General features: G+C 41.9%; 27 protein-coding genes. 18 read left to right on the forward strand and 9 right to left on the reverse strand.

Going from position 1 to position 23,446, the window contains the following annotated elements; all coding sequences use genetic code 11:
• The first annotated feature begins 87 nt into the window (after nt 1-87).
• The 3 genes from SLU01_RS10430 (at nt 88) to SLU01_RS10440 (ending at nt 1,074) form a co-directional block, all read left to right on the forward strand.
• A complete protein-coding gene (locus SLU01_RS10430) occupies nt 88-330 on the forward strand; it encodes a hypothetical protein (protein ID WP_147058033.1) in 243 nt (80 codons plus the stop codon).
• A 48-nt stretch (nt 331-378) separates the two neighbouring features.
• Nucleotides 379-579, forward strand: a complete 201-nt coding sequence (locus tag SLU01_RS10435) for a hypothetical protein (protein ID WP_147058035.1) — start codon at nt 379-381, stop codon at nt 577-579.
• Nucleotides 580-810: 231 nt separating this feature from the next.
• Nucleotides 811-1,074 carry a KGG domain-containing protein gene (locus tag SLU01_RS10440; RefSeq protein ID WP_147058187.1) on the forward strand — a complete coding sequence of 88 codons (264 nt, stop codon included), beginning with the start codon at nt 811-813 and terminating at the stop codon, nt 1,072-1,074.
• Nucleotides 1,075-1,311: 237 nt separating this feature from the next.
• Here the strand turns inward: SLU01_RS10440 and SLU01_RS10445 are convergent, their stop codons facing one another.
• Nucleotides 1,312-1,863, reverse strand: a complete 552-nt coding sequence (locus tag SLU01_RS10445; protein WP_147058036.1) for a hypothetical protein — start codon at nt 1,861-1,863, stop codon at nt 1,312-1,314.
• Between the two features lie 285 nt (nt 1,864-2,148).
• Here SLU01_RS10445 and SLU01_RS10450 point away from each other — a divergent pair, with 285 nt between their 5' ends.
• The 7 genes from SLU01_RS10450 (at nt 2,149) to SLU01_RS10480 (ending at nt 9,908) form a co-directional block, all read left to right on the forward strand.
• Nucleotides 2,149-3,414 (forward strand): polysaccharide deacetylase family protein, encoded by a 1,266-nt coding sequence (locus SLU01_RS10450; protein WP_147058038.1) that lies wholly within the window; start codon nt 2,149-2,151, stop codon nt 3,412-3,414.
• Between the two features lie 19 nt (nt 3,415-3,433).
• Nucleotides 3,434-3,931 (forward strand): sigma-70 family RNA polymerase sigma factor, encoded by a 498-nt coding sequence (locus tag SLU01_RS10455; RefSeq protein WP_147058040.1) that lies wholly within the window; start codon nt 3,434-3,436, stop codon nt 3,929-3,931.
• Complete coding sequence (locus SLU01_RS10460) at nt 3,928-5,001, forward strand: S26 family signal peptidase (protein WP_147058042.1); 1,074 nt, start codon at nt 3,928-3,930, stop codon at nt 4,999-5,001. The genes SLU01_RS10455 and SLU01_RS10460 overlap by 4 nt, the downstream gene beginning before the upstream one ends.
• A 453-nt stretch (nt 5,002-5,454) precedes the next feature.
• Nucleotides 5,455-5,853 (forward strand): VOC family protein, encoded by a 399-nt coding sequence (locus SLU01_RS10465; protein WP_147058044.1) that lies wholly within the window; start codon nt 5,455-5,457, stop codon nt 5,851-5,853.
• Nucleotides 5,854-6,132: 279 nt separating this feature from the next.
• Nucleotides 6,133-7,674, forward strand: coding sequence for a spore germination protein (locus SLU01_RS10470; RefSeq protein ID WP_147058046.1), 1,542 nt, complete (start codon nt 6,133-6,135; stop codon nt 7,672-7,674).
• Nucleotides 7,675-8,787, forward strand: a complete 1,113-nt coding sequence (locus SLU01_RS10475; RefSeq protein WP_147058048.1) for a GerAB/ArcD/ProY family transporter — start codon at nt 7,675-7,677, stop codon at nt 8,785-8,787.
• A complete protein-coding gene (locus SLU01_RS10480) occupies nt 8,784-9,908 on the forward strand; it encodes a Ger(x)C family spore germination protein (protein WP_147058050.1) in 1,125 nt (374 codons plus the stop codon). The genes SLU01_RS10475 and SLU01_RS10480 overlap by 4 nt, the downstream gene beginning before the upstream one ends.
• Nucleotides 9,909-9,992: 84 nt before the next feature.
• Here the strand turns inward: SLU01_RS10480 and SLU01_RS10485 are convergent, their stop codons facing one another.
• Nucleotides 9,993-10,796, reverse strand: a complete 804-nt coding sequence (locus SLU01_RS10485; protein WP_170232672.1) for a YheC/YheD family protein — start codon at nt 10,794-10,796, stop codon at nt 9,993-9,995.
• Nucleotides 10,797-11,112: 316 nt separating this feature from the next.
• Between SLU01_RS10485 and SLU01_RS10490 the strand changes: the two genes are divergently transcribed.
• Complete coding sequence (locus SLU01_RS10490; RefSeq protein WP_147058054.1) at nt 11,113-12,336, forward strand: stalk domain-containing protein; 1,224 nt, start codon at nt 11,113-11,115, stop codon at nt 12,334-12,336.
• Between the two features lie 40 nt (nt 12,337-12,376).
• Here SLU01_RS10490 and SLU01_RS10495 read toward each other — a convergent pair whose 3' ends face one another.
• Nucleotides 12,377-13,624, reverse strand: a complete 1,248-nt coding sequence (locus SLU01_RS10495; protein ID WP_147058056.1) for a hypothetical protein — start codon at nt 13,622-13,624, stop codon at nt 12,377-12,379.
• A 320-nt stretch (nt 13,625-13,944) separates the two neighbouring features.
• Here SLU01_RS10495 and SLU01_RS10500 point away from each other — a divergent pair, with 320 nt between their 5' ends.
• The 3 genes from SLU01_RS10500 (at nt 13,945) to SLU01_RS10510 (ending at nt 15,713) form a co-directional block, all read left to right on the forward strand.
• Nucleotides 13,945-14,397: a DUF4362 domain-containing protein gene (locus SLU01_RS10500; RefSeq protein WP_147058058.1), complete on the forward strand. Its 453-nt coding sequence runs from the start codon at nt 13,945-13,947 to the stop codon at nt 14,395-14,397.
• A 111-nt stretch (nt 14,398-14,508) separates the two neighbouring features.
• The gene (locus tag SLU01_RS10505; RefSeq protein WP_147058060.1) at nt 14,509-15,009 is read left to right on the forward strand and encodes a GNAT family N-acetyltransferase; all 501 of its coding nucleotides are present in this window, start codon (nt 14,509-14,511) and stop codon (nt 15,007-15,009) included.
• Nucleotides 15,010-15,083: 74 nt separating this feature from the next.
• A complete protein-coding gene (locus SLU01_RS10510; RefSeq protein WP_147058062.1) occupies nt 15,084-15,713 on the forward strand; it encodes a hypothetical protein in 630 nt (209 codons plus the stop codon).
• Nucleotides 15,714-16,131: 418 nt separating this feature from the next.
• Here the strand turns inward: SLU01_RS10510 and SLU01_RS10515 are convergent, their stop codons facing one another.
• The 5 genes from SLU01_RS10515 to SLU01_RS10535 form a co-directional block, all read right to left on the reverse strand.
• Nucleotides 16,132-16,317: a KGG domain-containing protein gene (locus SLU01_RS10515; RefSeq protein ID WP_147058064.1), complete on the reverse strand. Its 186-nt coding sequence runs from the start codon at nt 16,315-16,317 to the stop codon at nt 16,132-16,134.
• A 114-nt stretch (nt 16,318-16,431) separates the two neighbouring features.
• Nucleotides 16,432-16,758: a YfzA family protein gene (locus SLU01_RS10520; RefSeq protein ID WP_147058066.1), complete on the reverse strand. Its 327-nt coding sequence runs from the start codon at nt 16,756-16,758 to the stop codon at nt 16,432-16,434.
• On the reverse strand, nt 16,758-17,375 hold the full coding sequence (locus SLU01_RS10525; RefSeq protein WP_170232673.1) for an ABC-2 transporter permease: 618 nt from the start codon (nt 17,373-17,375) through the stop codon (nt 16,758-16,760). Before SLU01_RS10525 ends, SLU01_RS10520 begins: the two co-directional genes overlap by 1 nt.
• Entirely contained in the window at nt 17,359-18,234 is an 876-nt protein-coding gene (locus SLU01_RS10530; RefSeq protein WP_147058070.1) for an ABC transporter ATP-binding protein, read from the reverse strand. The genes SLU01_RS10525 and SLU01_RS10530 overlap by 17 nt, the downstream gene beginning before the upstream one ends.
• A 5-nt stretch (nt 18,235-18,239) precedes the next feature.
• Nucleotides 18,240-18,611: a GntR family transcriptional regulator gene (locus tag SLU01_RS10535; protein ID WP_147058072.1), complete on the reverse strand. Its 372-nt coding sequence runs from the start codon at nt 18,609-18,611 to the stop codon at nt 18,240-18,242.
• Nucleotides 18,612-18,749: 138 nt separating this feature from the next.
• Between SLU01_RS10535 and SLU01_RS10540 the strand changes: the two genes are divergently transcribed.
• The 3 genes from SLU01_RS10540 to SLU01_RS10550 all read left to right on the forward strand — a co-directional run bounded on the left by SLU01_RS10540 (nt 18,750) and on the right by SLU01_RS10550 (nt 21,887).
• Nucleotides 18,750-19,781 carry an ABC transporter permease gene (locus SLU01_RS10540; RefSeq protein ID WP_147058074.1) on the forward strand — a complete coding sequence of 344 codons (1,032 nt, stop codon included), beginning with the start codon at nt 18,750-18,752 and terminating at the stop codon, nt 19,779-19,781.
• Between the two features lies 1 nt (nt 19,782).
• Entirely contained in the window at nt 19,783-20,463 is a 681-nt protein-coding gene (locus tag SLU01_RS10545) for an ABC transporter ATP-binding protein (RefSeq protein WP_147058077.1), read from the forward strand.
• 191 nt (nt 20,464-20,654) lie between these two features.
• Nucleotides 20,655-21,887: a Zn-dependent hydrolase gene (locus SLU01_RS10550; RefSeq protein WP_246110958.1), complete on the forward strand. Its 1,233-nt coding sequence runs from the start codon at nt 20,655-20,657 to the stop codon at nt 21,885-21,887.
• A gap of 13 nt (nt 21,888-21,900) precedes the next feature.
• Here the strand turns inward: SLU01_RS10550 and SLU01_RS10555 are convergent, their stop codons facing one another.
• Nucleotides 21,901-22,767, reverse strand: coding sequence for a cytochrome c oxidase assembly protein (locus tag SLU01_RS10555; RefSeq protein ID WP_147058081.1), 867 nt, complete (start codon nt 22,765-22,767; stop codon nt 21,901-21,903).
• 157 nt (nt 22,768-22,924) lie between these two features.
• Here SLU01_RS10555 and SLU01_RS10560 point away from each other — a divergent pair, with 157 nt between their 5' ends.
• The gene (locus tag SLU01_RS10560) at nt 22,925-23,332 is read left to right on the forward strand and encodes a YuzC family spore coat inner layer protein (RefSeq protein WP_147058083.1); all 408 of its coding nucleotides are present in this window, start codon (nt 22,925-22,927) and stop codon (nt 23,330-23,332) included.
• Nucleotides 23,333-23,446 lie beyond the last annotated feature (114 nt).

Raw genomic sequence — 23,446 nt, forward strand, 5'->3', positions numbered from 1 at the left:
AACTATGATAAAATGATTGTGTAACCGAATATTGTTAGGGTGGTTGGTTGTCTCTCTTCTTTCCGTTAAGGAAAGGAGGTGATAATCATGGAAACATTTCTTGAATTTCTAAGAGAAGTTCTGAAGGGGATGGTGCGTGCAGTAAGTGCGTATCTTTTTAGAATACATGTACTAGAAAACAAGAAAACCACCCTAGGCCGTCGCAAGCTAAAGGGTGGTTATCGAAGAAAACAACATATTTTGACAACCAACATCCTGACGGTTGAGGTTGCAGAGAGAAGCAGGCTTGCGCTTCTCTCTTTTATTATATTCTTATTATACATAAAATAAACCACAACATGAAGTCAAATGGTCATTAATAATAGGAGGTGTAGATAAGTGGAAGTATGGGGAGTTATTTTAATGTGGCTTGTTAGCTTATTCATTTTGTATATCGTCATCTTTGCGGCAGTAAAAGACGGAATTGATCGGTCGGAGGTAGGTCGATTGATTATAAAGAAGTATGCGGTTAAAGAAGAGATTGTACCGGTGAGTGATGAAGAGATTGAGAGGGAATTGGAAGACCGATTTAAAGAATAGTGGATGATATTGTTTTGAAAAGGTACGGATGATTTAAGTAATGAATTTAATACTTTTTTGTTATGAAAGACCGCCTAATGTTAGCGCATTGGACGGTCTTTCTGTTCAAACAATAGGATGTTTTAAATAAAATCACTAGGGAAGTACATAGATGTAACCATAAAACAAAAGGAGGAATAGAAATTGGCTAATAATAATAACAATAATCGTAATCAATCAGATGAAGGTAAAATGACAGTGGAAGAGGCAGGACGTAAAGGTGGAGAAGCTACTGCTGAAACGCATGGCAGAGATTTCTATGAAGAGATTGGTAAAAAAGGCGGAGAAGCTACTTCTGAATCTCATGGAAGAGAGTTTTACGAAGAAATTGGTAAAAAAGGTGGGGAAGCTCGCGCCAACCAACGTGATGACGATGACAATGATGGCAAGATGAGCAAGGAAGAAGCAGGTCGCAAAGGCGGCGAAGCTCGTGCTAGGAAACGAGATAATAAGTAAACTAGTGTATGTGACTGAATCTATCTAGATAAAATGAATTAAAATGTTTCAGATTTAATCTAGGATTGAAACGGAAGGCGGCGAAATGAGGAGGCTGAAGCCGTGCCCGCGGAAAGCGTCCGCCTGAAGTGGAAATCCAGGTTCGAATACTTTAATTCAACATATCTAGATAAAAATGGGGAACCCAATCAAATTAAACTTTGATAGGTTCCTCATTTTTAAATATGGAAGTATTCATCATTCCAGGCCACCGCTAAGCAAGCTTCTCAACAATTGTTTGTCGCCGAGGTATGACAGTTTTGCGATTTTATCGTCGCGCATAATGGCAACACCTGTTACTTCGATTGCCGTTTTCTCCCCATCTTTATCTACATAATCAAGATTGACCGTGAAGTTATAATTCGTAGGTGTCACTTCGTTTTGCTCCACGCTGACATCATTTACTATCAATTGATAGTCGTATCTGTCGGCTGCCGTATGGAATATATCGAACTCATTCGTTCGAGTGTATAGCTCGAACGTGCTATCCGTAAAATAAGGTCCGTACGTTTCCTCTAAATACGCCATGTATTGAGCGTATTTCTCCTCGAATTTTTCTTCATCATCCGAGAAATAATTCGTAAAGATTGCTTTTTCATTGGGCGCATTCATTTGCAATTCGACAACCTTTTTGACTGTTTCCTTGATGTGATCTTGTTCATTGGTCTTCGAACAACCTGTACAGATAAGACAGATTACACTTAAACATATGGCTACCCCAGTCTTCCAACGAGAATTTCTTTTCATCATCCCCTCACCCCGTCTATTCGTATTTTCAGTTAGCTATTATACGAATGATGAGCAGTAAATGTTTCACTTTTCTTTATTCTCCCCCTTCTTTTATTAACGACGGATTTTATCGTTCATTTCCCAGAAGTTATTGTCATTTCATGATCTTGGACCCAATAGTTTTCGAACTCTAAGTTGTCTGCAGTTGGCTAGATTGGTGAGACAAATAACTTTCTCAAAAACCTATGAAACTTTTACTGTAAATCTCCGTCTGTACGTTGCTTAATTGACAGTGGAGGTACAGGTATGAGGAAGATTACTAGTAAATTGCCGGTAGTTGTCGGCTTGATTGTATTGATCATAAGTGTTGGTGTGATATGGGTTTTAATTGAAAAGCAAGGAAGGGTGTTTGCGCAAAGTCCAGAGCGTTTTGTCGCGAAGAAGGAATTTGAGCGGGTGCTGACATTGCAGGAACGACAGCCGATTTATATGAAGGGAGCTGCTTTGACGCAGATTGGCGAGTTAGCAGCGAATCAGCCGGTTGCGATTACAGGTGAGGATGAGGTGTATTATGAGTTGCGGCTTGGAAATATGGCTGCTTATGTCCGGAAGGGGCAGGGAACAGTCGAAAAGAAGAGGCTGTCGACAGTACTACGTACGGAGCGGTTCGCCGCTGTTCAGGCGTTGGACAAAACCGCAGTTTACGAAGAAGATACTATTGAGAGCAACATTATAATGGAATTGAAGGAAGGCTATCGTTATCCGATTGTACGGGAGGAAGGGGATTGGTATATCCTTACGATAGGGGAGCGGCCGGGATATATTCTTAAACGATCTGTTACAATGGATGCGGGTTTGCCGGTGCTTGTGTATCATCAGGTGTTGCCGCTCGATTTGATGCAGACGATGAATAGCACGATTTCTTTGGAGTCTTTTGAACAGCAGATGGAATACTTGGCAGATCATTATTTCAAGACGTTGACAGCACATGAGCTTTATGATTATTTGGAAGGGCGTCTTGTCGTACCGAACAAAGCGGTGCTCATTACGTTCGATGATGGATTATTATCGACGAAGGAATATGCGTATCCCATTTTAAAGCAATATGGGTTTACGGTGCTTCAGCATATCATTTCTTCACGGACAGGGCGGGCAGAGGGATCACAGCTATTTGATGCGGAAGGTCCTTTGCAATTTTTCACCGCTGCAGATATAGAGGAGTTGAATGATGTTTTCCAATTTGAGGCCCATACGTATGAATTGCATTCATTGAATGAGGATACGGGTACGGGGGTTGTGTTTGATCATACAAAAGAAGAGATCCTTTTGGATTTACAGCAAAATATCGCTCAAGTGCCGGCAGCGGTTTCAATCGCGTATCCTTATGGGCATTATAATGAAGATTTCATCACAGCAGCGAAAGAGGCAGGGCTGTTGATCGGCTTTACGACGACCGAAGGGTATGCGAATCGAAAGATATCAAATTATGAAGTGTGCCGATATGGGATGACTGAAAAAAAGTCATTTGAGGAATTCGTTGCGTATGTAGAGGGGGACATGACGTGGCCGTAGAAGAGGGTGAGGGTTGTGAATGAGTAGTATTAATGAAGTGATAGATGAGCATTCGCGTTATTTAGTGCGCATCGCTTATTTATATGTGAAGAACTGGTCAACCGCAGAGGATATTGTACAAGAAGTATTTGTGACATATTTCCAAAAGAGTGATCAGTTTCGCAATGAGGCGTCGTTGAAGACCTATTTAACGAAAATGACAGCCAATCGGGCAAAGGATTATTTGCGCTCGTGGAAGCATAAAAAAGATGTGCTGTTCGATACAATTTTCGTTTCGGATAAAGGGGCAGATGAAGTCTTGCTGGAGCAAGAACGACTAGCCTCGCTGGAAAAGAATCTGTTTCAGCTTCCATTAAAGTATCGTGAACCTTTGATCTTGTTTTATTATGACGAGCAATCGATCACAGAAATAGCAGCTTATCTGGATTTGAATGAAAATACGGTGAAAACGAGGCTTCGAAGGGCAAAACAGCAGCTCAAGGAATTTTTTGATGAAGAGGAGGTGGAGAGCAATTGAGTGATTTCAAACGAAAGCTCGATCAAATGATGGGCGATACAACACTGCAGGAAAGGCGGATCAAACATCATGTGCGTGAACGTTTACAAAAGCCGGCAAGAAAGTTTTCTTGGCAAGTACTGTTTGTCACGGCGGCGCTTCCAGTCGTAGCACTCGTTCTTTTTCTCGCGATTGACCCTGTGAATTTACTTTCTGCCGATCAGGGGCCAGGCACTCCTTACGATCCGTTGGATGATTTGGCGCAAATCTCGGCACTGCAGAAAAAGAAGCAATTGTCAGCTGTTGACTACGAAGGATTTGCGGAGCTTCCCCATTTTGACGAAGTCGATGGTCTGCATTATGTCGATAAAGATCAGTTCTCATTGAAAGGGAGTTCGGATACTTACCATACGGTCATTGAACGTAAAGCAAATTTATTCGATGAGGTTGTATATGAGGCGGGTGACATTGTACGGACGATGACAAATACGACAAGCCATTTACCAACGTATATGGATGCCTATTACGAGGTGATTGCGGTTCCGGGGGATCGGGTCGTTCTGAAAAACGGCAAGCTGAAAATAAACGGCAAACCGTTGCAGTCTGAACTTGCAGACCGTTACAAAAAAGAGGGAGTCACAATTTTAGGAGGCTACGACCAGCTGTTGAATGCGCGTGAATATTTACTATTGAACCATTTCCCGGCAAGTGAAACGGTGCAAGGGGCAACGATTACACCTGTGCATAAAATTTACGGGCAAGTAGTAGGCGTAGCAACGGAAGAGCGCACCGATTCGATGTATATCGATTATTTGTCCGGCCAGCTGGCGGATGACTATACACCGGAGCAATACTTTGATTTGTATTTGTATGACGATCTGTTGGGCTTCGATAATTTGCCAGAAACGCCCCTGTTCTCACAACTGAGCAGGTTGGGCGAACTGTTCTTAGAAGCATCGTATCGAAAAACAGCTCCTATTTCTGACAATGAAGTTGAAATCCGTTACGAATATGGGCGAGAAGGCGTAGCAGGAAAAGTGTTTCATATGAAGCGGAATGCGAGTTCAGATCGTTGGGAGATCGAAGAATAATGCAGAAGGGGTATGGGAACCAGGTTGGCAGCCGTTCAGAAAAAGTTGTCAACCAACCGCTTATATAAGGACGAGCTATGCATGGTAGAGAGTATTGTTTTATTATTAGATATAACATTACATAAAAAAGCAGGCGTGCCAGTGATACATGCCTGCTTTTTGAGTTTAATGAAATCCATTCAAGTCAACGCTTATTATAAATAAAATGATAATAATAGTAATATTAAAGCTAGAATTTACTGAGAGTGTACCAATGTCGATATTCATAAAGTCGTGAATCGGGAATTTGCTATTGCAAATTTTACCGAGGCGTTTTAGGTATGATAGAGCTTGTAGCAATTGTTTTATGTTACATGCGATTCAGAAGATACGTGGCTGGGTAATGCTGAGATGATATACTTGTTTAATTAAGGAATCAACAAGTACATTTAATTGAAGGAAGGGAAGTTAATAATGAAAAAAGTAACACCATTTCTAATGTTCCAAGGCGGTATTGCAGAAGAAGCTATGAACTACTACACATCGCTCGTCGAGGATTCGGAAATTAAAAGCATTGCTCGTTACGGCGCGGACGGTCCCGGTACAGAAGGTACGGTTATGCAGGCAGTTTTTTCGTTAAAAGGGCAGGAGTTCATGTGTATAGATAGCGATATTGACCATGGATTTACGTTTACTCCGTCGTTTTCCATCTATCTTACGTGTGATACTGAAGAGGAAATCGACAGTCTTTATGAGAAAATGATGGATAACGGCACAGCACTCATGCCTATCAATAACTATGGGTTCAGCAAGAAATTTGGATGGCTGGTCGATAAGTTCGGTGTATCCTGGCAATTGAATCTACCGGCGTAACCTAGTTACAATTGGCAGGGAATGTTAAAAGATGCCTGCCACCAACACGATTTTAAAATGTGTTGGTGGCAGGTATTTTTTTACTCCATCATACCGCATTGATTTCTCATTCATCCTCAAAGAGTTCTCATTCTGCCGCACTAAGTTCTCATTCCCCCGCAAAAAGTTCTCATTCTACCCCCACTTTTTCATACAGTCATCCCGTACTTCAAAGTAAATGTTTAGATTGTCTTTTAGAAGTCAATTCTGTTAACAAAGTTTGCCATGGGGGTGCGTGTAATGTTTAAAAGGAAATCCAAGTCATCTTCCAATGAAAACCAGGCATCTATGGATAGTGAAGATGCAGGGGAAGCAGTTTCAGTACCAACAGTAGGGGCTGATTTTATTCGGATGGTGAGTGATGCTGTTCATCATACAGCTGATTTAGTTGTTAAACCAATACCTCCGAACCTTACGCTCATTTATATAGATAACTTAGTGGATACCGTTACATTAAATAAACATATTCTTGAGGAGTTGTTGGAGCAGCCAATTGAATCTCCGGAGAATATAGTATCGATTCTATCCGTTCCGCAGGTGAAATTCGCTCAAAAAAACAGAGAGTCCGTGGAAGCGATGATGGATGGGTGTGTACTTATTCATGTTGAAGGGTATGCGCAAGTTGTATTGGCATTGATTCCAACTCCTGAGTCGCGGCAAGTATCGGCGCCGGAAAATGAGTCGCAAGTAATTGGTGCGCAAATCGCGTTTAATGAAAGCCTGTCAAGGAATGTTTCGTTGATTCGCAGGTATATAAAAAATCCAAGCCTTTGCAAGGAAGACTTGGAAGTAGGCAAGCAATCGAAAACATCGATAGCCATGTTATACATTAAAGACGTCGCTTCCGACCAAATGGTAACTACGTTGCGACAAAGAATTGCTGATCTTCAAATCGATTCGGTATTGGATAGCTCAATTCTCGAACAATTGATAGACGATAACTCGTTATCGATTTTTCCGCAAATGTTACTAACAGAAAGACCGGATAAGGTTAGCGCTGAAATATTGAACGGGAAAATAGCAGTCATTGTGGATGGAAGTGCCCTTGCAATCATTTCTCCACACTCATTTATTGAGTTCTTCCAAAGCCAGGAGGATCAAAATCTACGGTGGCAGACGGCTACATTTCTTCGGTTATTAAGATTCGGTGCAGTCGTGCTATCTGTGTTTTTAACTCCTTTATATGTAGCAGCATTAACATTTCATTATGAAGTCATTCCGCAAACGCTCTTAGTCCCACTGAGTGAATCAAGGGCATTGGTTCCGTTCCCTCCGTTATTAGAGGCACTGCTTATAGAACTTATTATTGAGTTGCTTAGAGAAGCGGGAGTCAGATTGCCGACAAAGGTTGGGCAAACCATTGGTATTGTTGGTGGTATCGTCATTGGAACGGCGGCTGTACAAGCAGGAATCACAAGTAATATCTTAATTATAATTGTCGCCTTAGGGGCATTATCGTCTTTCACAACGCCAAGTTATATGATGGGTAACGTCATCAGAATCATTCGCTTTCCACTAATACTATTGGCGGGACTCTGGGGATTTTACGGCATTATGTTAGGGTTTTGTTTTATCCTTGTCCACCTTTTACGCCAAACAAGTTTGGGTTCGCCGTACATGGCCCCTTTTTACCCACCGCGACTGATTGATTGGCGGGATAGTATTGTCAGATTACCTTTGCCGTTTACATTTAAAAGACCAACAAATACGAGACCGGAGGATGAAGACAAATATAAGCCTGAACCGGTAAATCCGGAGAAAAATGAACAGAAGGTGAAATGAGTGAAAAAGTCCCTCCAAATTCGACCTAGTGATACGATCAATGCCTTTCTACTATTTTTCATCATTCATGCTGCTCAAATCGGAATCGGGATACAAGGGTTTCAACGGATTGTGTATCAGGACGCCAAACATGATGCGTGGATTTCTGTAATACTTGCAGGACTTGCCACGCATATCATTGCAATATTCATGCTTAAAACATTGGAAATATACGGTTCAAATGACTTATACGGTATTCATCAAGATATATTCGGTAAATGGATAGGGAACTTTTTTAATATCATTTACATTTTGTATAGTTCTGTTTCGTTTTTTGCCGTTTTAAGGAACTATATTGATGTCGTTCAATCATGGGTTTTTCCTGATTTGGGTACATGGTTCCTTGCGGCTTCCTTGCTGCTTATTATTATTTATACGTTTACGGGTGGTCTGCGGGTTATTGTAGGCATGACTTTTTTCAGTGTAGTGCTTTCGATAGGGCTTTTCCCGATGATAGCCTTTCCGATGAAGTACATGGAGCCGCGAAATCTTCTTCCCATTTTAGAGGCTAATTTAGGTGAGTTACTAAAAGGATTAAAATCCATGAGTTTTACGATTATCGGATTTGAAATACTTTATGTAATTTATCCTTTTGTAAAGGACAAAGAGAATGCAAAAAAACATATTCATCTTGGATTATTCGCGACGAGTATAATTTACCTCTCTATCATGTTGGTTACCCTAACTTACTTTAGTGGGGAACAATTAACTAAGACCATCTGGGCTACTTTGTCATTATTTAGTATTGTTGAATTTCCGTTTATTGAAAGATTTGAATATATAGCAGTTTGTTTTTGGATGTTGATTATTTTACCGAATCTTTGCTTATTTATATGGTCTGCTTTTCGAGGCACTCGCCGCCTAGTAAACATAAGTGCAAAAAAGTTTGTTTGGATATTTTCGTCCATTATCTTCCTTGTAAGTTTAACATTTAAGACCCGATTTCAAATCAATACGTTTAATGATTACTTTGGTCAATTAGCGTTTTATATCATTTTTATTTATCCGATCATCTTATACTTCTTTGCTACGGTGAAAAAGAAATTTAAATCACGTAAGGAGCAAGTAGATTGAAGCAGTTTTATTTTTTTGTAGTCCTATTAGTTGTCAGTGTTGGTTTAGGCGGGTGTGCAGAAACTAAAATCCTTGAAGAAGTAGGGTTAACAACGTTGGTTGGTTATGATTTGGCGAAAGAGGATGGAGTGGAGAGTACAGCGATTATTCGACAAGTGGGTACGGAATTGCAAAGTAAAGTTTCAATTATTACCGCTGAAAATGCCACAATTCAAGGTACACGTGCGAAAGTCAATCGCAGGGCAGCTGAGAAATTAGAGTCCGGACAATTGAGGGGTGTTTTATTCGGTGATGAGTTTGCCAAGAAAGGCATTGGTCATTCCATTGATACCTCATTAAAAAACCCTGCTATAAGTGAAGGAATGCTTTTGGCGGTCGTTGAGGGTGATACGAAATCGTTACTTGAGTACGAATACCCAAGTATTGATGAAATTGGTCAGCATATTCATAAGCTGCTTGATCAAAACATTAAAAGTGAGCAGGTGATTTCTTCCACGCTTCACGAAGTATCTTATGATTATTATGCCGTGGGAAGGGATATTGCGCTGCCCATCATAAAACGAGATGAGGAGTTGGTCGATATTTCCGGAATCGCTTTGTTTAAAAAAGATAAAATGGTAGGTACGCTTTTAGTGGATGACAGTTTTTACGTGAAGCTAAGCCGAGATGATTATCACAATGGAACACATGAACTGAAAGTTAAAGGCGATGAGTTATCATCTACGTTACTAAAGGATCCTCCTGATGAAATTAGTTTAGTATTTGATCCGATTAAAACGCACAGAAATTTGAAGCTAGTTGATTTAAAACAACCTGAATTCGACATGAATATTTCAATTCAAGCAAGGATACTGGAAATCAAAGACAACATTAATATCGGAGATGCTAAGAGCGCAGAAGAACTTGAAAAAGCTATCAGTAAGAAACTGAAGAGCGAGATTTCAAGGGTAATTGCTTATTGCCAAGAAATCGGTTCAGATGTTTTTGGTTATGGGGAATATTACAGAAGCTCTGTACGTAATTCTGAACTTACAGAAGAGAAGTGGCGTGAAATGTACAAGGAAATGAAAGTAAATGTTAATATCGACTTTACATTGATTAGAAGCGGCGTCTTTGAGTAGGCGCCGCTGCATGTTTTGTCTTCGAATGTATTCTCCTTGGCAGTAAGTGATTTCGGGGGAGGCAAATCAGTATAGATGCTTAATTCAACGATCATATCGTTTAACGTTATCAAATTCACCTTGCATCTTTCGATTCTCAACAATCCGTTTCCAAATTGCTTTCTCCTCAATGAGCGCAAATTCGTCGATACCCGGCGTCAGATTCACTTCGAATAAAATAGGTATGCCCTCTTGATTGACCCCGAAGTCAATGCCGTATTCTCTGCACGGCAAAACGGAATGCACGGCCTTTGCTGCCGCGATTGCGATCTCTTCCATCTTCTTGATTGTTTCCATTCGAGTATTTTCAACTTTTGTTTGTGATAATACTTCGGAAATGGTCACGACTTTTCCATTCCGATACGGATTCACAATTCCACTTTCTATCTTTGGACTGACTTTAGCAGTGCCGCGCGTTGCAAACATCCCGCCGATCACCCAATTATTTTTCAGTTTTTGAACATGAACCCGAATTGAAAAAGGCTGTCCATTTAGGGTATGCGTTTGGATATCTTCTTGAATAATATAGAGACCGCTTTTTCTATCGAATTTTATAAAAGGATGAAGGATCTGCTGAATTTCCTCAACTCTTGATACCGTTTTTCGTATTGGTTTTCCTTGAATTGTAAAACCATTCACGTTGTAGTTTCCGCTATGATCTTTACGGATATTAACGATTGCCCTGCCTTGTCCTGTTGTATCATGTTTAACGTAGACAGACTGATGACGGTTCAATAAATCATCCAAATTTTTCTCGCTGTACACAGTCGTTTCCGGAATATATTTTGCGACTAAAGGGTGTTGCCGTAATAATACATTTTGCTCCCATTTCCCTAAATTCCTTTTCATATTTTCCATCTCCTTCGTTCGCATGGCACTCATTGTTACAAGTCTATTTTCTATTTTATGCATATGACACCAATGGAGCTGGATTTTTTGGAAGGATTGCTTAAATGGCAGTATGTTCCACACTTGAGTCCACCTAATGTTATAATTATTTAAATTATTATGTGTTTTCGGTTGAAAAAGATATGTTTTATTTGTACGATAGAATTATAGTTTCGATGATGATTTCACATGTTGATGAAATAGACGTTCATAACTATCAAATGTTTTGAGTACACATATACTACTTATTCAATGTCATTAAGAGAGGAGACTATAATTGGCTGTTCGGATGATGCGCTTGGTTATATGTTTTGCTGCAATTTTGGTCATTGGAATAGGGATACAACAATCGAAAGCTTCTGCAAGCTCGTCGGATTCCATCATTAAAATCTTTTTGAATACTGGTGAGTTGAATACGAAAACTCCGGCGAAGGTTAAGAATGGGACGACTTTTGTTCCGGCACGGGCTGTATTTGAGTCGTTAGGGATGAAAATCGTATGGGAGCCGAAGAAACAACTGCTGACGGTGAAAGACAATGAAAGAACGATCACGTTAATAGTCGGGGAAAAGACGGCGAAAGTAAATGGCAAGACAGTTACGCTTGAAGCTCCTGCTGAAAACATTGACGGGGCGTTACAAGTACCATTGCATTTAGTTGGGGATGCGACAGGGGCTATCGTTTACTGGGATCCTTATGTCGCCGAAGTTTCTATTCTGACAACGAAATTCATGAAAGATAATAACATTAATAAAGCAGAGTTGGATAAGCAGGTCAAAGAATATTTGGCTGCGAAAGCGAAGGAAGAGGCTGCGAAGAAGAAAGAGGATGCAAAGCCGAAAGTAACAAAAAAACCAAAGACTCCTGTCGATTTAGGTAAATTAAACGGGATGTATGTGGGATTCCGGAGCGACTTCGGCGGATATGAATGTGGGGGCATGTGCTGGGATATGTACACATTCTTGCCGAATAAAAAGGTTTTGATTGGCCCACCAGCAAATGGAGGACCGGAAACGATTGATTGTAAAAAGGAAAAATGTCTGAGCTATTCGATTAGCAAGGGACAACTGAAGCTGAGCAACGGTAAATCCATGCCAATCAAAAAGACGAAAAATGGTTTCCTTGAAATAAACAGCATTGCACTAACAAAGGTGGAGCCAGTCCCGAAAGGAACGACATTCAATAATACGTATACATTTATGGGCTATTCAGGCTTAATCGGCGTCACTCCTGCCGCTAATTCCTGGACATATAAACTAACCCTTAGCAAAAATGGAACGTTCGAGCTATCGGGGATTAGCATCGGCAGTTTTGCAGCGAACAGTAATCCTTCGACACATACGAGCCATTCCGGCAAAGAGGAAAAAGGTAAGTATAAGATTCAAAACAATACGATCACGATGACAGGCAGCGACGGAAAAGTTCATAAAGCCTTATTCTTCATGCATGATTCGGATGTGGAAGACATCCAAGTCGGACTGCGGAATTACTATGTCAAATAAGGAATAGAAAAACAGCCGCCCAGGCTGTTTTTCTTTTGTCCTATAGATCCCGTAGTTCTAAGATGTCACCTGTGACAGCGTCGACAGCTTGCTCAGAGTCGAGCAGCCCGCATAGAATATATTTCTTTAAATCCCTATCATACACATAGACCGGATCTAAAGTGATGTAAGGAATCATCTTTTCAAAGGCTGTTTCATGATCAATGCGCGGTTCGGGCGCTGGGGTGAATGAATCGAATACGTCGAACATTGCTTCATTGTCGATCGTATTGATGACGGTCATTGATTCCCTGTTGATAATGACGACAAGCTTTGGCCGGAAAAGTGTATTCCCGGAATCATCGGCGTAACAGAATGCCTCAATATGTGAATACGCGGTGCGAAGTTCTTTCAACCTCCACTTGCCGCTATCGTCAGGATACTCTATCCGCAGTGCATCATGGACGAGTTTCACGCATTCACCGATTTGTGCGTCCGTCAAATCTCGATTGTCTTGTTTATCTGTGTGGAAAGCTTCATCCACACTCACTTCTTCTGAGAAGTTAATGAATTGCTTTTCAATTTTTCCATCCAATGGCTCATCCCATTCCATTAGATGATCCACCTGAGTCATCCGTTCATCAAGAAGGAACGGTATGCAACGTTTTCCGTCCGCTGTTACATAGACTTCATCAATCGCATAGACCGGTATGAACTTCTCCTTCGCTTCGGAAGGGATGTTGATACGTGTAAGATGAGCCTTGACGATCGGCTCGATTTCTTCGAGAGTCAGCTTGAATTTCTGTTTTTCCACGAGCTTTACATCTGGTATCTCGCCATATGTGGAATATGTCAGTAGCTTCCCATCATCATCGAATTCAACATTCAATTGTAAGCTTGGCGAAAGACGTACGCCATCCACGCGGGATACGAATTGGAATCCATTTTCACTCGCCTGCTCCACGAAGAAATCCTGCTCATACGTCAAGCCTGTTTGTCTTTCCAACCAAGCGGCCGCTTCCTCGATCGTCTTTTCTTTAAAAGGATGGGCGGTTGAATAGGTTGTCCCCATCGTGAAAATCACACTTTGAAAACGTCCCTGTTGGATGTTGTAATCAATGCTAGCGGTGCCATCAGGATTTATGTCCTCATCATGAGGGCCGTCATAATCATTCGGAAACCATTCCATATTTAATTCATAATCTTTGCCGTTACGTTTCTGAAAAATTACATGCCTTGCCAGATGGTAATTTTCAAGGCCGAATTCAATCCGCGCTCTATCGGCAATTGCTTGTATCCGTTCATCCATTATAACTTGTCCTCCTCATCTCTTTTTCACTTTGAACCGGCAGGAGGGTATTGTTGCAATCTCCAAATATGCCCATTACACGATCGTTCCTCTCATCTTCATTGTACAAAGAGGGAGTGGGGACTGCAATAAATAGTCAATTGAAGAGTCCGCAAAAGTTATCGATCACTTTTCAACTTTTATCGGTTACTTCTCATGGTTTACCGTCATTTCGTGTCCTTCGACCTATCGAAATACATCAGAAAATAAGTGACGTGATAATCGGCTCGGTTGGCGCATATAGTGTAGGCGAAGCATGAATACGTCAGTGGGGGGATTATATGCCGAAAAAATTATATTTCTTTTTGTTGCTTGGATTTTGCCTATTAACCGCTTGTTCGTATGACAGTGAGAAAGCCGTCAAAAATGGAGATGTTATCAATATGAACGGCCCCATTTTCAATTTTGACCGATTTGAACAATTCTTGGAAAGTGTTGAAGCGGAAGATACAGCTGCCGTTCGGATTGCCAATTACACACTTGATGGAAATCCGACCTTGTACAACTTATCATTCGATGGCTCCGTTTTCGATTTGGAAATCGATCGGTCGAAAAATAAAGAGCGGGGAGACAACCCTCGTAAAATGAACCTATCCTGTACGGATCTCGTGTCAGAGGAAGGACAGCAATTGTTCATCTATACGCTGGAAGGTTGCAAGCAAGAATCCGATGTCGATAATTTCCTTCTTTTAAATATCTTGAAGGAGCAAATCGAGGATCACGAGCATGAATGAAATAGTAGACGCTTCATAAGAGTCATTACGGATGTCACGTACAAATAATTCCATTAATGACGGAATAGTGAAGTATAATGGTAAAAGAACATATGGATTGGGGGAGTGTATATGCGTCTCGAAAGACCTTCTTTGAAATGGGAAACGGAGCATATCGCATATATGAAGGAATGGGATGAAGAACGAATGACTCCGAGCAGTTTTCATTTGAAAGAGGACATTCCTTACGAAACATATTTGGAAGACCTTGCGGCAAAGGAAGCGGGTCTTGGTAATCGTGTGCCAAATACGAATTATTTCTTTGTCGATGGCGACGAACGGATCGTTGGGATGGTCAACATCCGGCATAGCTTGAACGACTATTTGCGTCAAGTCGATGGGCATATCGGCTTTGGGATCCGTCCTACCGAGCGGCGAAAAGGACATGCGACGTATTTGCTGTCCGAAGCATTGAACATGACAGACCAGTTAGGCATCCGCTCTGTATTAGTCACTTGCAATGAGGATAATGTCGGATCAGCAGCGGTTATTGTAAATAATGGCGGCGTGGAGGATGAATGTTTTATAGAGCCGCATGGCAATGTCGTTCGCAGATTTTGGATTGAACGGTGATCCAGGGATAACACGTTTCTTTCTCCCGTTTATGTATAATGGTAGAATGGAACAAAGCGATTGGAGGAAATGTGATGACTACCACTCAAACGATGTCGATTCACCGTGCGCTGTCCGAGCTGAAAACATTAAATGACCGTATTCCGAAAGCAATCCAGGAGGCGGATTTTATCGCAACCGATCGAAAATCTGCACAGAAAATCAATGGCCTATCTATTGAAGACTATGAAAAGATGATCCAAGCCGGATTTGACAAAGCGGTATCGTTAATCGAAAGGCGCAATCGACTGAAAGACGCGATTGTCCAATCGAATGCAATCACAGAAGTAGTGGTTGCTGGAGAGACGATGACGGTTGCCAAAGCGATTGAGCGAAAGTCATCCATTGCGAATGAAGAAAAATTGCTTTCCATGATGGTAGGAAAACGCCGAATGGCCATCAATAAACTGACGATGGAAAACGAATCGCTTCCTTCTCGACTGGAAGACTATTTAACCGCAATTCTAGGAAATAAAGAACATGCGAAAAAAGAAGAAGTTGAACTGCACACAAAATCATTTATGGACCGGAATGAGTATATCCTGATTGACCCGTTAAAACTCGACAAGCGGATTGAGGAATGGGATGAGCGGATCTCCAACTTTAAAGCGGAAGTGGATGCAGTCCTATCCGAATCCAATGCTATTACGAAAATCACTATATGATTTTATTGCATGAGTAATTGAAAACGACAACCACAAGACCCTTCTTTTCGGATTTTCTTTGGGTGAAATAGAAAACCGACTACAACTAACTGATAGTTAATCAATCGCAGAGAAAAAGCTCAAACCTTAGCATTCAAAGCTCTAAACCTTACAACTTAAAGTTCTATATAGTTTAAAGATTAATGCTCAACGATCAAGGCTCTTTCAAATCTTGTAGAAATAGTTATGGGATTCTTGTGTTGGCCCGTCGTTCACTGCCAAGCTGATTATATCGTGCAATTACTGTACCGTCACAGGATTTTTCCTAGGGCGGTTTTTTGATTTATGTCGCATGGAAAAGAACGTATTTCGGAAGGCATGCAAACAAATAGGCAGGCAAACGCATGAAGCTGCATTTGCCTGCCTACTATATCAATGGTTAGTTATTCTTTTTATTATTGTTCTTGAGTTCATCGTTCTGACGGGCACGTGCCTCGCCACCTTTACGGCCAATTTCCTCATAGAACTCATGTCCATGTGTTTTTGCTGTTTCTTCTCCGCCTTTGCGTCCAGCTTCTTCAAGTGACATTTTACCATTGTTGTTCTTGTTTTTGTTGTTAGCCATGATCGATTTCCTCCTTGTTTTCTGTGTTATGCTTACGTCCTATCTATAACCGCCTCATAGAATCTTAAACTTCATTCGTAAAAGAAGGAGGGGAAAGTCCATCATTCAATCTTGCTATCGGGCATGATCTGCTCGCTGACTTTTCAGCCACATTACAAACTTGAAAATCCCGTCTACAACGACAACCACTCCCCAAACAGCTGTCACATAGTTTAGATGTTCACTCGAATAGATTAGAAACTGATTGAAAAAAGGATGAAGAAAAGCTACGACTTTCTCTCCTGCTTTATTTAAATTTAGGATATTCCAAAACCGAGAGCCGTCAGTTAACAAGAAAAGGATTTGAAAGACGACAAAAGCTGTAAGGTGAAGCAGCCATTTAGCAATGTTGCTGCTAAAGAATGGCCGTGCCGACCTCTTCGGGTTTTCCGCCCCATGCATTATAAAAGCTCCTTCGCTTTGTAGATTTTTATCGACAGTCCCCATGAAATTCCATACGAGACTAGAGAGACTGCGGTTGCCGTGCTCCAAAATAATCCTTCGCCCATCGATTGGACAATCATTGTATTTTCAATTAACCATATATACGAGTAATAAAGTACATGCACACCCGCGATAACGAAAAGGATTGAAAGAATCACTAGGATGAAAACAGCATTTCTCTGTGCGAATGTGTAGAATAGAGGAAAGAAGATGCTGCCTGAAATGAGCAATAAGACAAAGCTGCCGACCAATTCTTGCCATAGGACGGTGTTCCATCCGCCGTGCAATACAAATTCAACCGTCACAGTAACGACTGTCATGATTAGCGTTACAACGAGCAAGCTAAAGTATCGCGCACTCACAATTTCACTCCTTGTGAATGGCAAGGAATTCCATAACTTATGCCCGTTCGCCTGTTCATCGTAATAAAAGGAATACATCGTTACGATGGCACTCATAAGGGCGATGACAAAAAATATGTCTTTATTGAAATACATGAAAAAGACGAGCATTGCAAAATAGATGAGCCATGACAATTTATGAATGTATAAGTCTTTTTTAATCAACTGCAGCAACAGTCTTCCCTCCTTGTGAGTAATACATAATGTCTTCTAAACTCGCTTTTTCGATGACGACATTCGCACCAAACAACATTTCCACTGCAACAGCATCTGATGTAAGTGCCTCGAAACCAGCACCCGTCTTTTTTACAGAGAGGAAATACTGTTCCGTATCGCTGTCGAGCAGCTCAATTCCACCGCGCACAAGGGCATAATTCTCTTCAATGTCATGCATTTCCTTAGAGAAAACAATTTTCCCCTTTTCAACGTACGTAATATAATCTGCAATGGACGATAAGTCGCTCATGATATGGGTAGATAAGATGATTGTTTTATTACCATCCAACATGATGTCTTGCATAATTTCCAGAAACTCTCTTCGAAAGACCGGGTCGAGGCCAGCTGTCGGTTCGTCCATGATGAATAAGTCTGCATGGTGAGAAAGCGCAATGGCAAGGGTCGCTTTCATTTTCATTCCTTTTGAAAAAGATTTCATTTTTTGCTTAAGAGGGAGTTCAAACATCTCGCAATACTGATGGAACAAGGCGTCATCCCATTGCCGATAGCATGGTGCGATGATTTTCCTCTGGTCGTGTAACGTTAGTTCATCATAGAGAACATCCTCGCTAAAAATAAAGCCGATTCGATCTTTAATGTTTTTCTCGCTAGATGAATAGTCCATTCCGAATACGCGAACATCTCCGGAATCAGGCTGTTGCAAGTTCAACATCATTTTGATGATGGTGGACTTTCCTGCTCCATTCGAACCGATGATGCCAGTAACGAAACCTTTTTTAAACGCCAACGACACATCGGACACTTGAAACCGATCGAAAGATTTATTAACATTTTTCAGCTCGATTACATGTTCCACATCAATCACTCCTCATATAAAATCGTCATCCATTCTTTCAGTTCTTTCAGCGATAACCCAATCTCTTTGCTATTGGCAATTACTTCGGTCAGCTTTTCCTCAATGGCGGTCAATTTCTTTTCTTTGATCATTTCCATATTTTGTTCCGCGATAAAAGAGCCTTTACCGATGATGGAATAAATGTATCCCTCTTTCTCCAACTCCTCATACGCCCGTTTCGTCGTAATGACGCTTATATGTAAATCCTTTGCAAGCTGCCGCATGGAAGGGAGGACATCGCCTTCTTTTAATTCTCCGGATAAAACCATTTTTTTGATTTGATCTTTGATTTGATTATAAATAGGCTCCTTTGAGCTATTGGAAATTAAAATATGCATACCGGCCCTCCTTTACTGTTAGTTGTGTATATAAACACTATATACAATATATACGCAAAAAGCAATTAAATTATGTTCATGTTCCGTTCATGTTGGGCGTTTATTATAACGGTATAACGAATTACGGAGGCGATTTTGATGAACATAGCATGGAAAGAAATGAAGAAGAACAAAGCGAAGTTTTTAATTCTCGGATCGATCATTTTCCTCGTCAGCTTTTTGACGTTTATTATTTCGGGTTTGGCAAATGGCTTGTCGCAAGATAATGCGGCGCTTATTAAGGATATGCCGGCCGGTCAATTTTACTTGAATGACGAGGCGAAGCAGACGTACAACCTATCGAAAATAGAATCTGATCTGCAAGAACAGATTGTAGAAGAGAATCCGGGTGCAGCTGCCTTTTCAGTTCAAATGGGATTTGTCAATGACGCGGAGGATAAGCAGCATAGCGTTGCGTTTGTCACGTCGACCGAGTCAGATGCATTTGAATCGGTACAAGAAGGTGAAATCATTTTGGACAGTTCTCTCCAGGACGAAGGCATCGCAGTCGGTGATGTGTTGACAAACAATCAGTTCAGCGGTGAATTCATCGTTAAGGGATTTGTAGACAAAAAGAAATACAGCCACGCGCCGGTAGCTTATATCAACATGAATAACTATCAGGAGATTTACCGTGTCATGGAAATGCAGGCGATTTTCATCCCTGGTAAGGACGCTCCTTCGTTCAGTGGTCTCGAGTCGTTCTCGAATAAATCATTTTTGAATGCCATTCCGAGCTACAGTGCAGAACAAATGTCGCTTAACATGATCATCTGGTTCCTCGTCGTCATTAGCGGCATGCTGTTCGCGATTTTCTTCTATATGATGAACGTCCAGAAAATCGGATTGTACGGTATCTTAAAAGCGATTGGTATGAAGACGATTGCTTTGTTCAGAATGATTTGGATGCAAATGATGGTCATTACAATTGTCGCTCTTGCGCTTAGCGTGGGGCTTAGCCAATTGTTCAATGTATTGGCGCCGGCGGGAATGCCGTTCCACTTGACGATTGATACAGTAATGATGTTATCGGCTGTATTCCTCGTTGTCGGTTTTATCGGGGCGACGATTTCAGGCTTCCAAATTAAAAAAATTGAACCGCTTCAAGCGATTCAACAAGGAGAGATGTAAGATGGCGAACTTTCTTATAGAAGATGTCACGAAGTCGTTTACGAATGGTGAAGTGGAGGAACAGATTTTGAAAGGTGTCAATCTCACCTTGAAGGAAGGGGAGATTACAGCGCTTGTCGGTCCGTCGGGTTCCGGCAAGTCGACAATCCTGACGATTGCGGCGGGACTGCAAAAAGCGTCGAATGGGAAGATTCTATTTGAAACGAAAGATATGACGAAGATGTCCCAGGAGGAAATCCGCGAAGTACGGGCGACAGAATTCGGATTCGTCTTTCAATCGTCCCATCTAGTTCCGTTTTTGACAGTGGAGGAGCAGCTGTTGTTAATGCTCGATGTTTCCGAATCAAAGCTAAGCAAGCGGGAACAGGTGAAAGAAGTTGAGAAGATATTGAAGCTAGTCGAGATGAATCATCGGAAAGATGCCTATCCGGCTTCATTATCAGGAGGGGAACGGCAGCGGATCGCCATAGCCCGAGCAATTATTCATCAGCCGAAAATATTATTCGCCGATGAGCCGACCGCAAGCCTCGATACGAAACGTTCAAAGGATGTAATGGAATTGCTTCGAGAACTTACAAAAACGTTGAATCTGACAACGTTGATGGTCACTCATGACGAAGAGATGCTTCCTTATTCAGACCGGATTATTACGATGAGGGATGGGTATATTGTTGGTGAATAATACAGGTTGCCGTTTTATCCGGTAATTAAATAGACAAAGGGGAACCCGTGCGAGAGTGGCATGGGTTCCTTTTTTTGTATTGTCGCTAGGAGCAGCCGGCCATCCGGCATGATTTTAATTCCCTTCAAGTAAAGTGCTATAATTAACTTATAGAACTACAAACTGGCCATTACATGAAAGGGGGAAGTACCGTGAAGCTGGATCGTTTGCGTAAGTCATTTGACGAGCTTGCAAGATTTACAGATGAGGGAGAGGGTATCAATCGGCTCGCTTACACAGACACCGAACGAAATGCACGAAATTTATTAATGGAGCAATTTGAACATGCTGGATTGACGGTACGCACCGACTATGCGGGAAATGTCATTGCGCGTCGGGAGGGAAGGTCTCCCGATTTACCGGTTGTCGCGACAGGCTCACATATTGACTCCGTCTATGCTGCGGGTGAATTTGACGGAACGGCGGGAGTCCTTGTTGCACTTGAAGTCATGCGTTCTCTCGCGGATGAGGGAGTGGAAACCAGGCATCCGCTTGAGGTGATCATATTCGCTTGCGAGGAATCCGCTCGTTTCGGTGCTTCGACTTTAGGAAGCAAAGCGATGACAGGCTGTTTAGACCCCGTATATACGCGGTCGCTTACTGACAAAAACGGCATTACGCTTATGCAGGCATTTAGGGAGAACGACCTTGACTTGGAAGAAGTCCACTTGGCTGAGCGCTTTCCGGATGAATTCAAAGCATTTGTCGAGCTGCATGTTGAACAGGGACCGGTGCTCGAAAGGCAAGAAGCGGCAATTGGTGTCGTGTCAGCCATTGCTGCACCGATCCGCTTTCACGTGCACGTCGGCGGGACAGCAGATCATTCAGGAACGACGCCAATGGATTACCGTCATGATGCTTTACTGGGCGGGGCGGAAATTGCACTTGCAGTTGAACGGGCGGCACTCGCGGAGCTTGAGCACGGAACAGTGGGCACGGTAGGTGTATTTTCTGTGCAGCCAGGTGCGATGAATGTCGTGCCGGGCGCAGCAGATTTGTACGTCGACATTCGAGGAACGAGCCGTGAATCACGAAAACGGGTAGTTGACGCACTTGAAAATGCTGTCAATGAAGTAGCGAAAGCGCGCAGCTTGGACATTTGGATGGATGAGATGTCGAGAGAAGAACCAGTAAAGATGGATGGCACAATCGTTGTTGAATTAAAAGGGGTTTGTGAAGAAAGAGGAGTGTCGTGGCTCGACATGCCGAGCGGTGCGGGACATGATTCCATGAATATGGCGACGCTCTGTCCGACGGGAATGATTTTTGTTCCATCAAAAGGCGGAATCAGCCATAATCCGGAAGAATATACATCGATGGAACAGCTAATGGAGGGGGCGGAAGTGTTGCGTACCTTCATGCTCAAGCAAGCGAAAGTGTTTTAACGAAAAAGGAAGCCTATCTGTCATTGATGGGCTTCCTTTTCGTTTTTTCATGTGCACATCTCTCCAATTCTTCATAGAAGCGTTCAGATACTTTACGCTCAAGCCGAATAGCCATTACCAAACTGAACTTATGCAGGCCCATCATAAGAATACCTGATAGCATTTGGTCGTATTTTGAGTTGAATGGCCAAGGTAATATACTTTGAAACGTTTCTGATAAGTCCGGCGCACAAAGGTGTACAGCCAATTGGGATAAGAATGGATTGCTCGTATTCTCCAAGAAAGCGGAACCGATAAATAAAAGACAGGCCGGCGTAATCGCAATTCCACTAATGAAGGCATATCGTTTCATTTTACAAGTACATATACGCAGCAATGGATCGGGCGATGCAATCGGTCTCCACATGCTGAATGAAAGGGCGAACAAGAGGAGTAAATAGATGCTTTTAAAAGCTGGATGACCGATAAGAAATGTCAGGATAACAGGGATGTGATAGAGAAGGAAGAGTACCGCAAATGTATAGAGGGCAATGTTTGAAGGAACGTAAATATTCTTTAGCCATCTGGGGATCTGTAAACGTTGTGGAAGTTGAAGCAGTTGCTCAGGTATGCCTAACATGAGGAGCGGAGGAATAAAAAAGAAAAGAATGCTCATTTGTACCATATGCAAACTGAATGATACATGACTGACGACTGCAAATGGACTGGCGACAGTGAACACTAGCAATGCATAGCCTCCAACAAAAGAGAGGATCTGCAGGTGAGTTATTTCCGTTTTGGCAAATCGGTGGACAGCAGACATATAAATGACAGCCATACAGGCAAGGACAATGAGCATCGGAAAATTCCATGTGAATGTGTCAATGAGAAGTAACTCCAAGCCCGCCAGTTCTCCTACTCCCTTCTTTCCAATCGCACTATTAGAGTGTATGAGATAGTGGAAACGTATTATGCATTTGGAAAGAATTGTTCAATAGCGACACCAGGGTTTTCATTCAACATATACTGTAAGGACCGTAACAAAGGAGGCAAATCCAATGTATTATTGGTATAACCCTTACCTCGTCCATGCAGCGTATCCGCCAAGTGTCCGACACATTTCTCCCCCGGCCATTATGGGCAATATGATCGCAATGCCTACAGGAAAGAATTCGTATCCCGCCGTTAACACAAATCATTTCCGGAATTCTGCAAAGCAATCTATGGATTTGATGAAACAAGCTAACTTACTCGTCACCAAAATTACGGAATCCGATACATTCAGGAATGAATTGATGATGACCGCACAAGCGTCCAACCAGAAAAAAGTAGATGAGATGATTACGACAGCAGGGATCACCACTTCATTCGAAACAAAATTCACACCTGATGGAATCGGCATCCATTTTCAAAACAAAACTGAAGAAGGCGTCTGTTGTGAATTGATCCTCATCCTTCATTGGTAGTGGAGTGAGTATGACGCATACTGCTACAAGCAATTCGTCCCACTTCTAACGGAGCCTCTTTCATTGGTATAATGGTGAGAGAACTAGCAGAGGCTTGCATGCTGAGGAAGGTGG

The sequence above is a fragment of the Sporosarcina luteola genome (genome assembly GCF_007991495.1).
Lineage (GTDB): Bacteria > Bacillota > Bacilli > Bacillales_A > Planococcaceae > Sporosarcina > Sporosarcina luteola.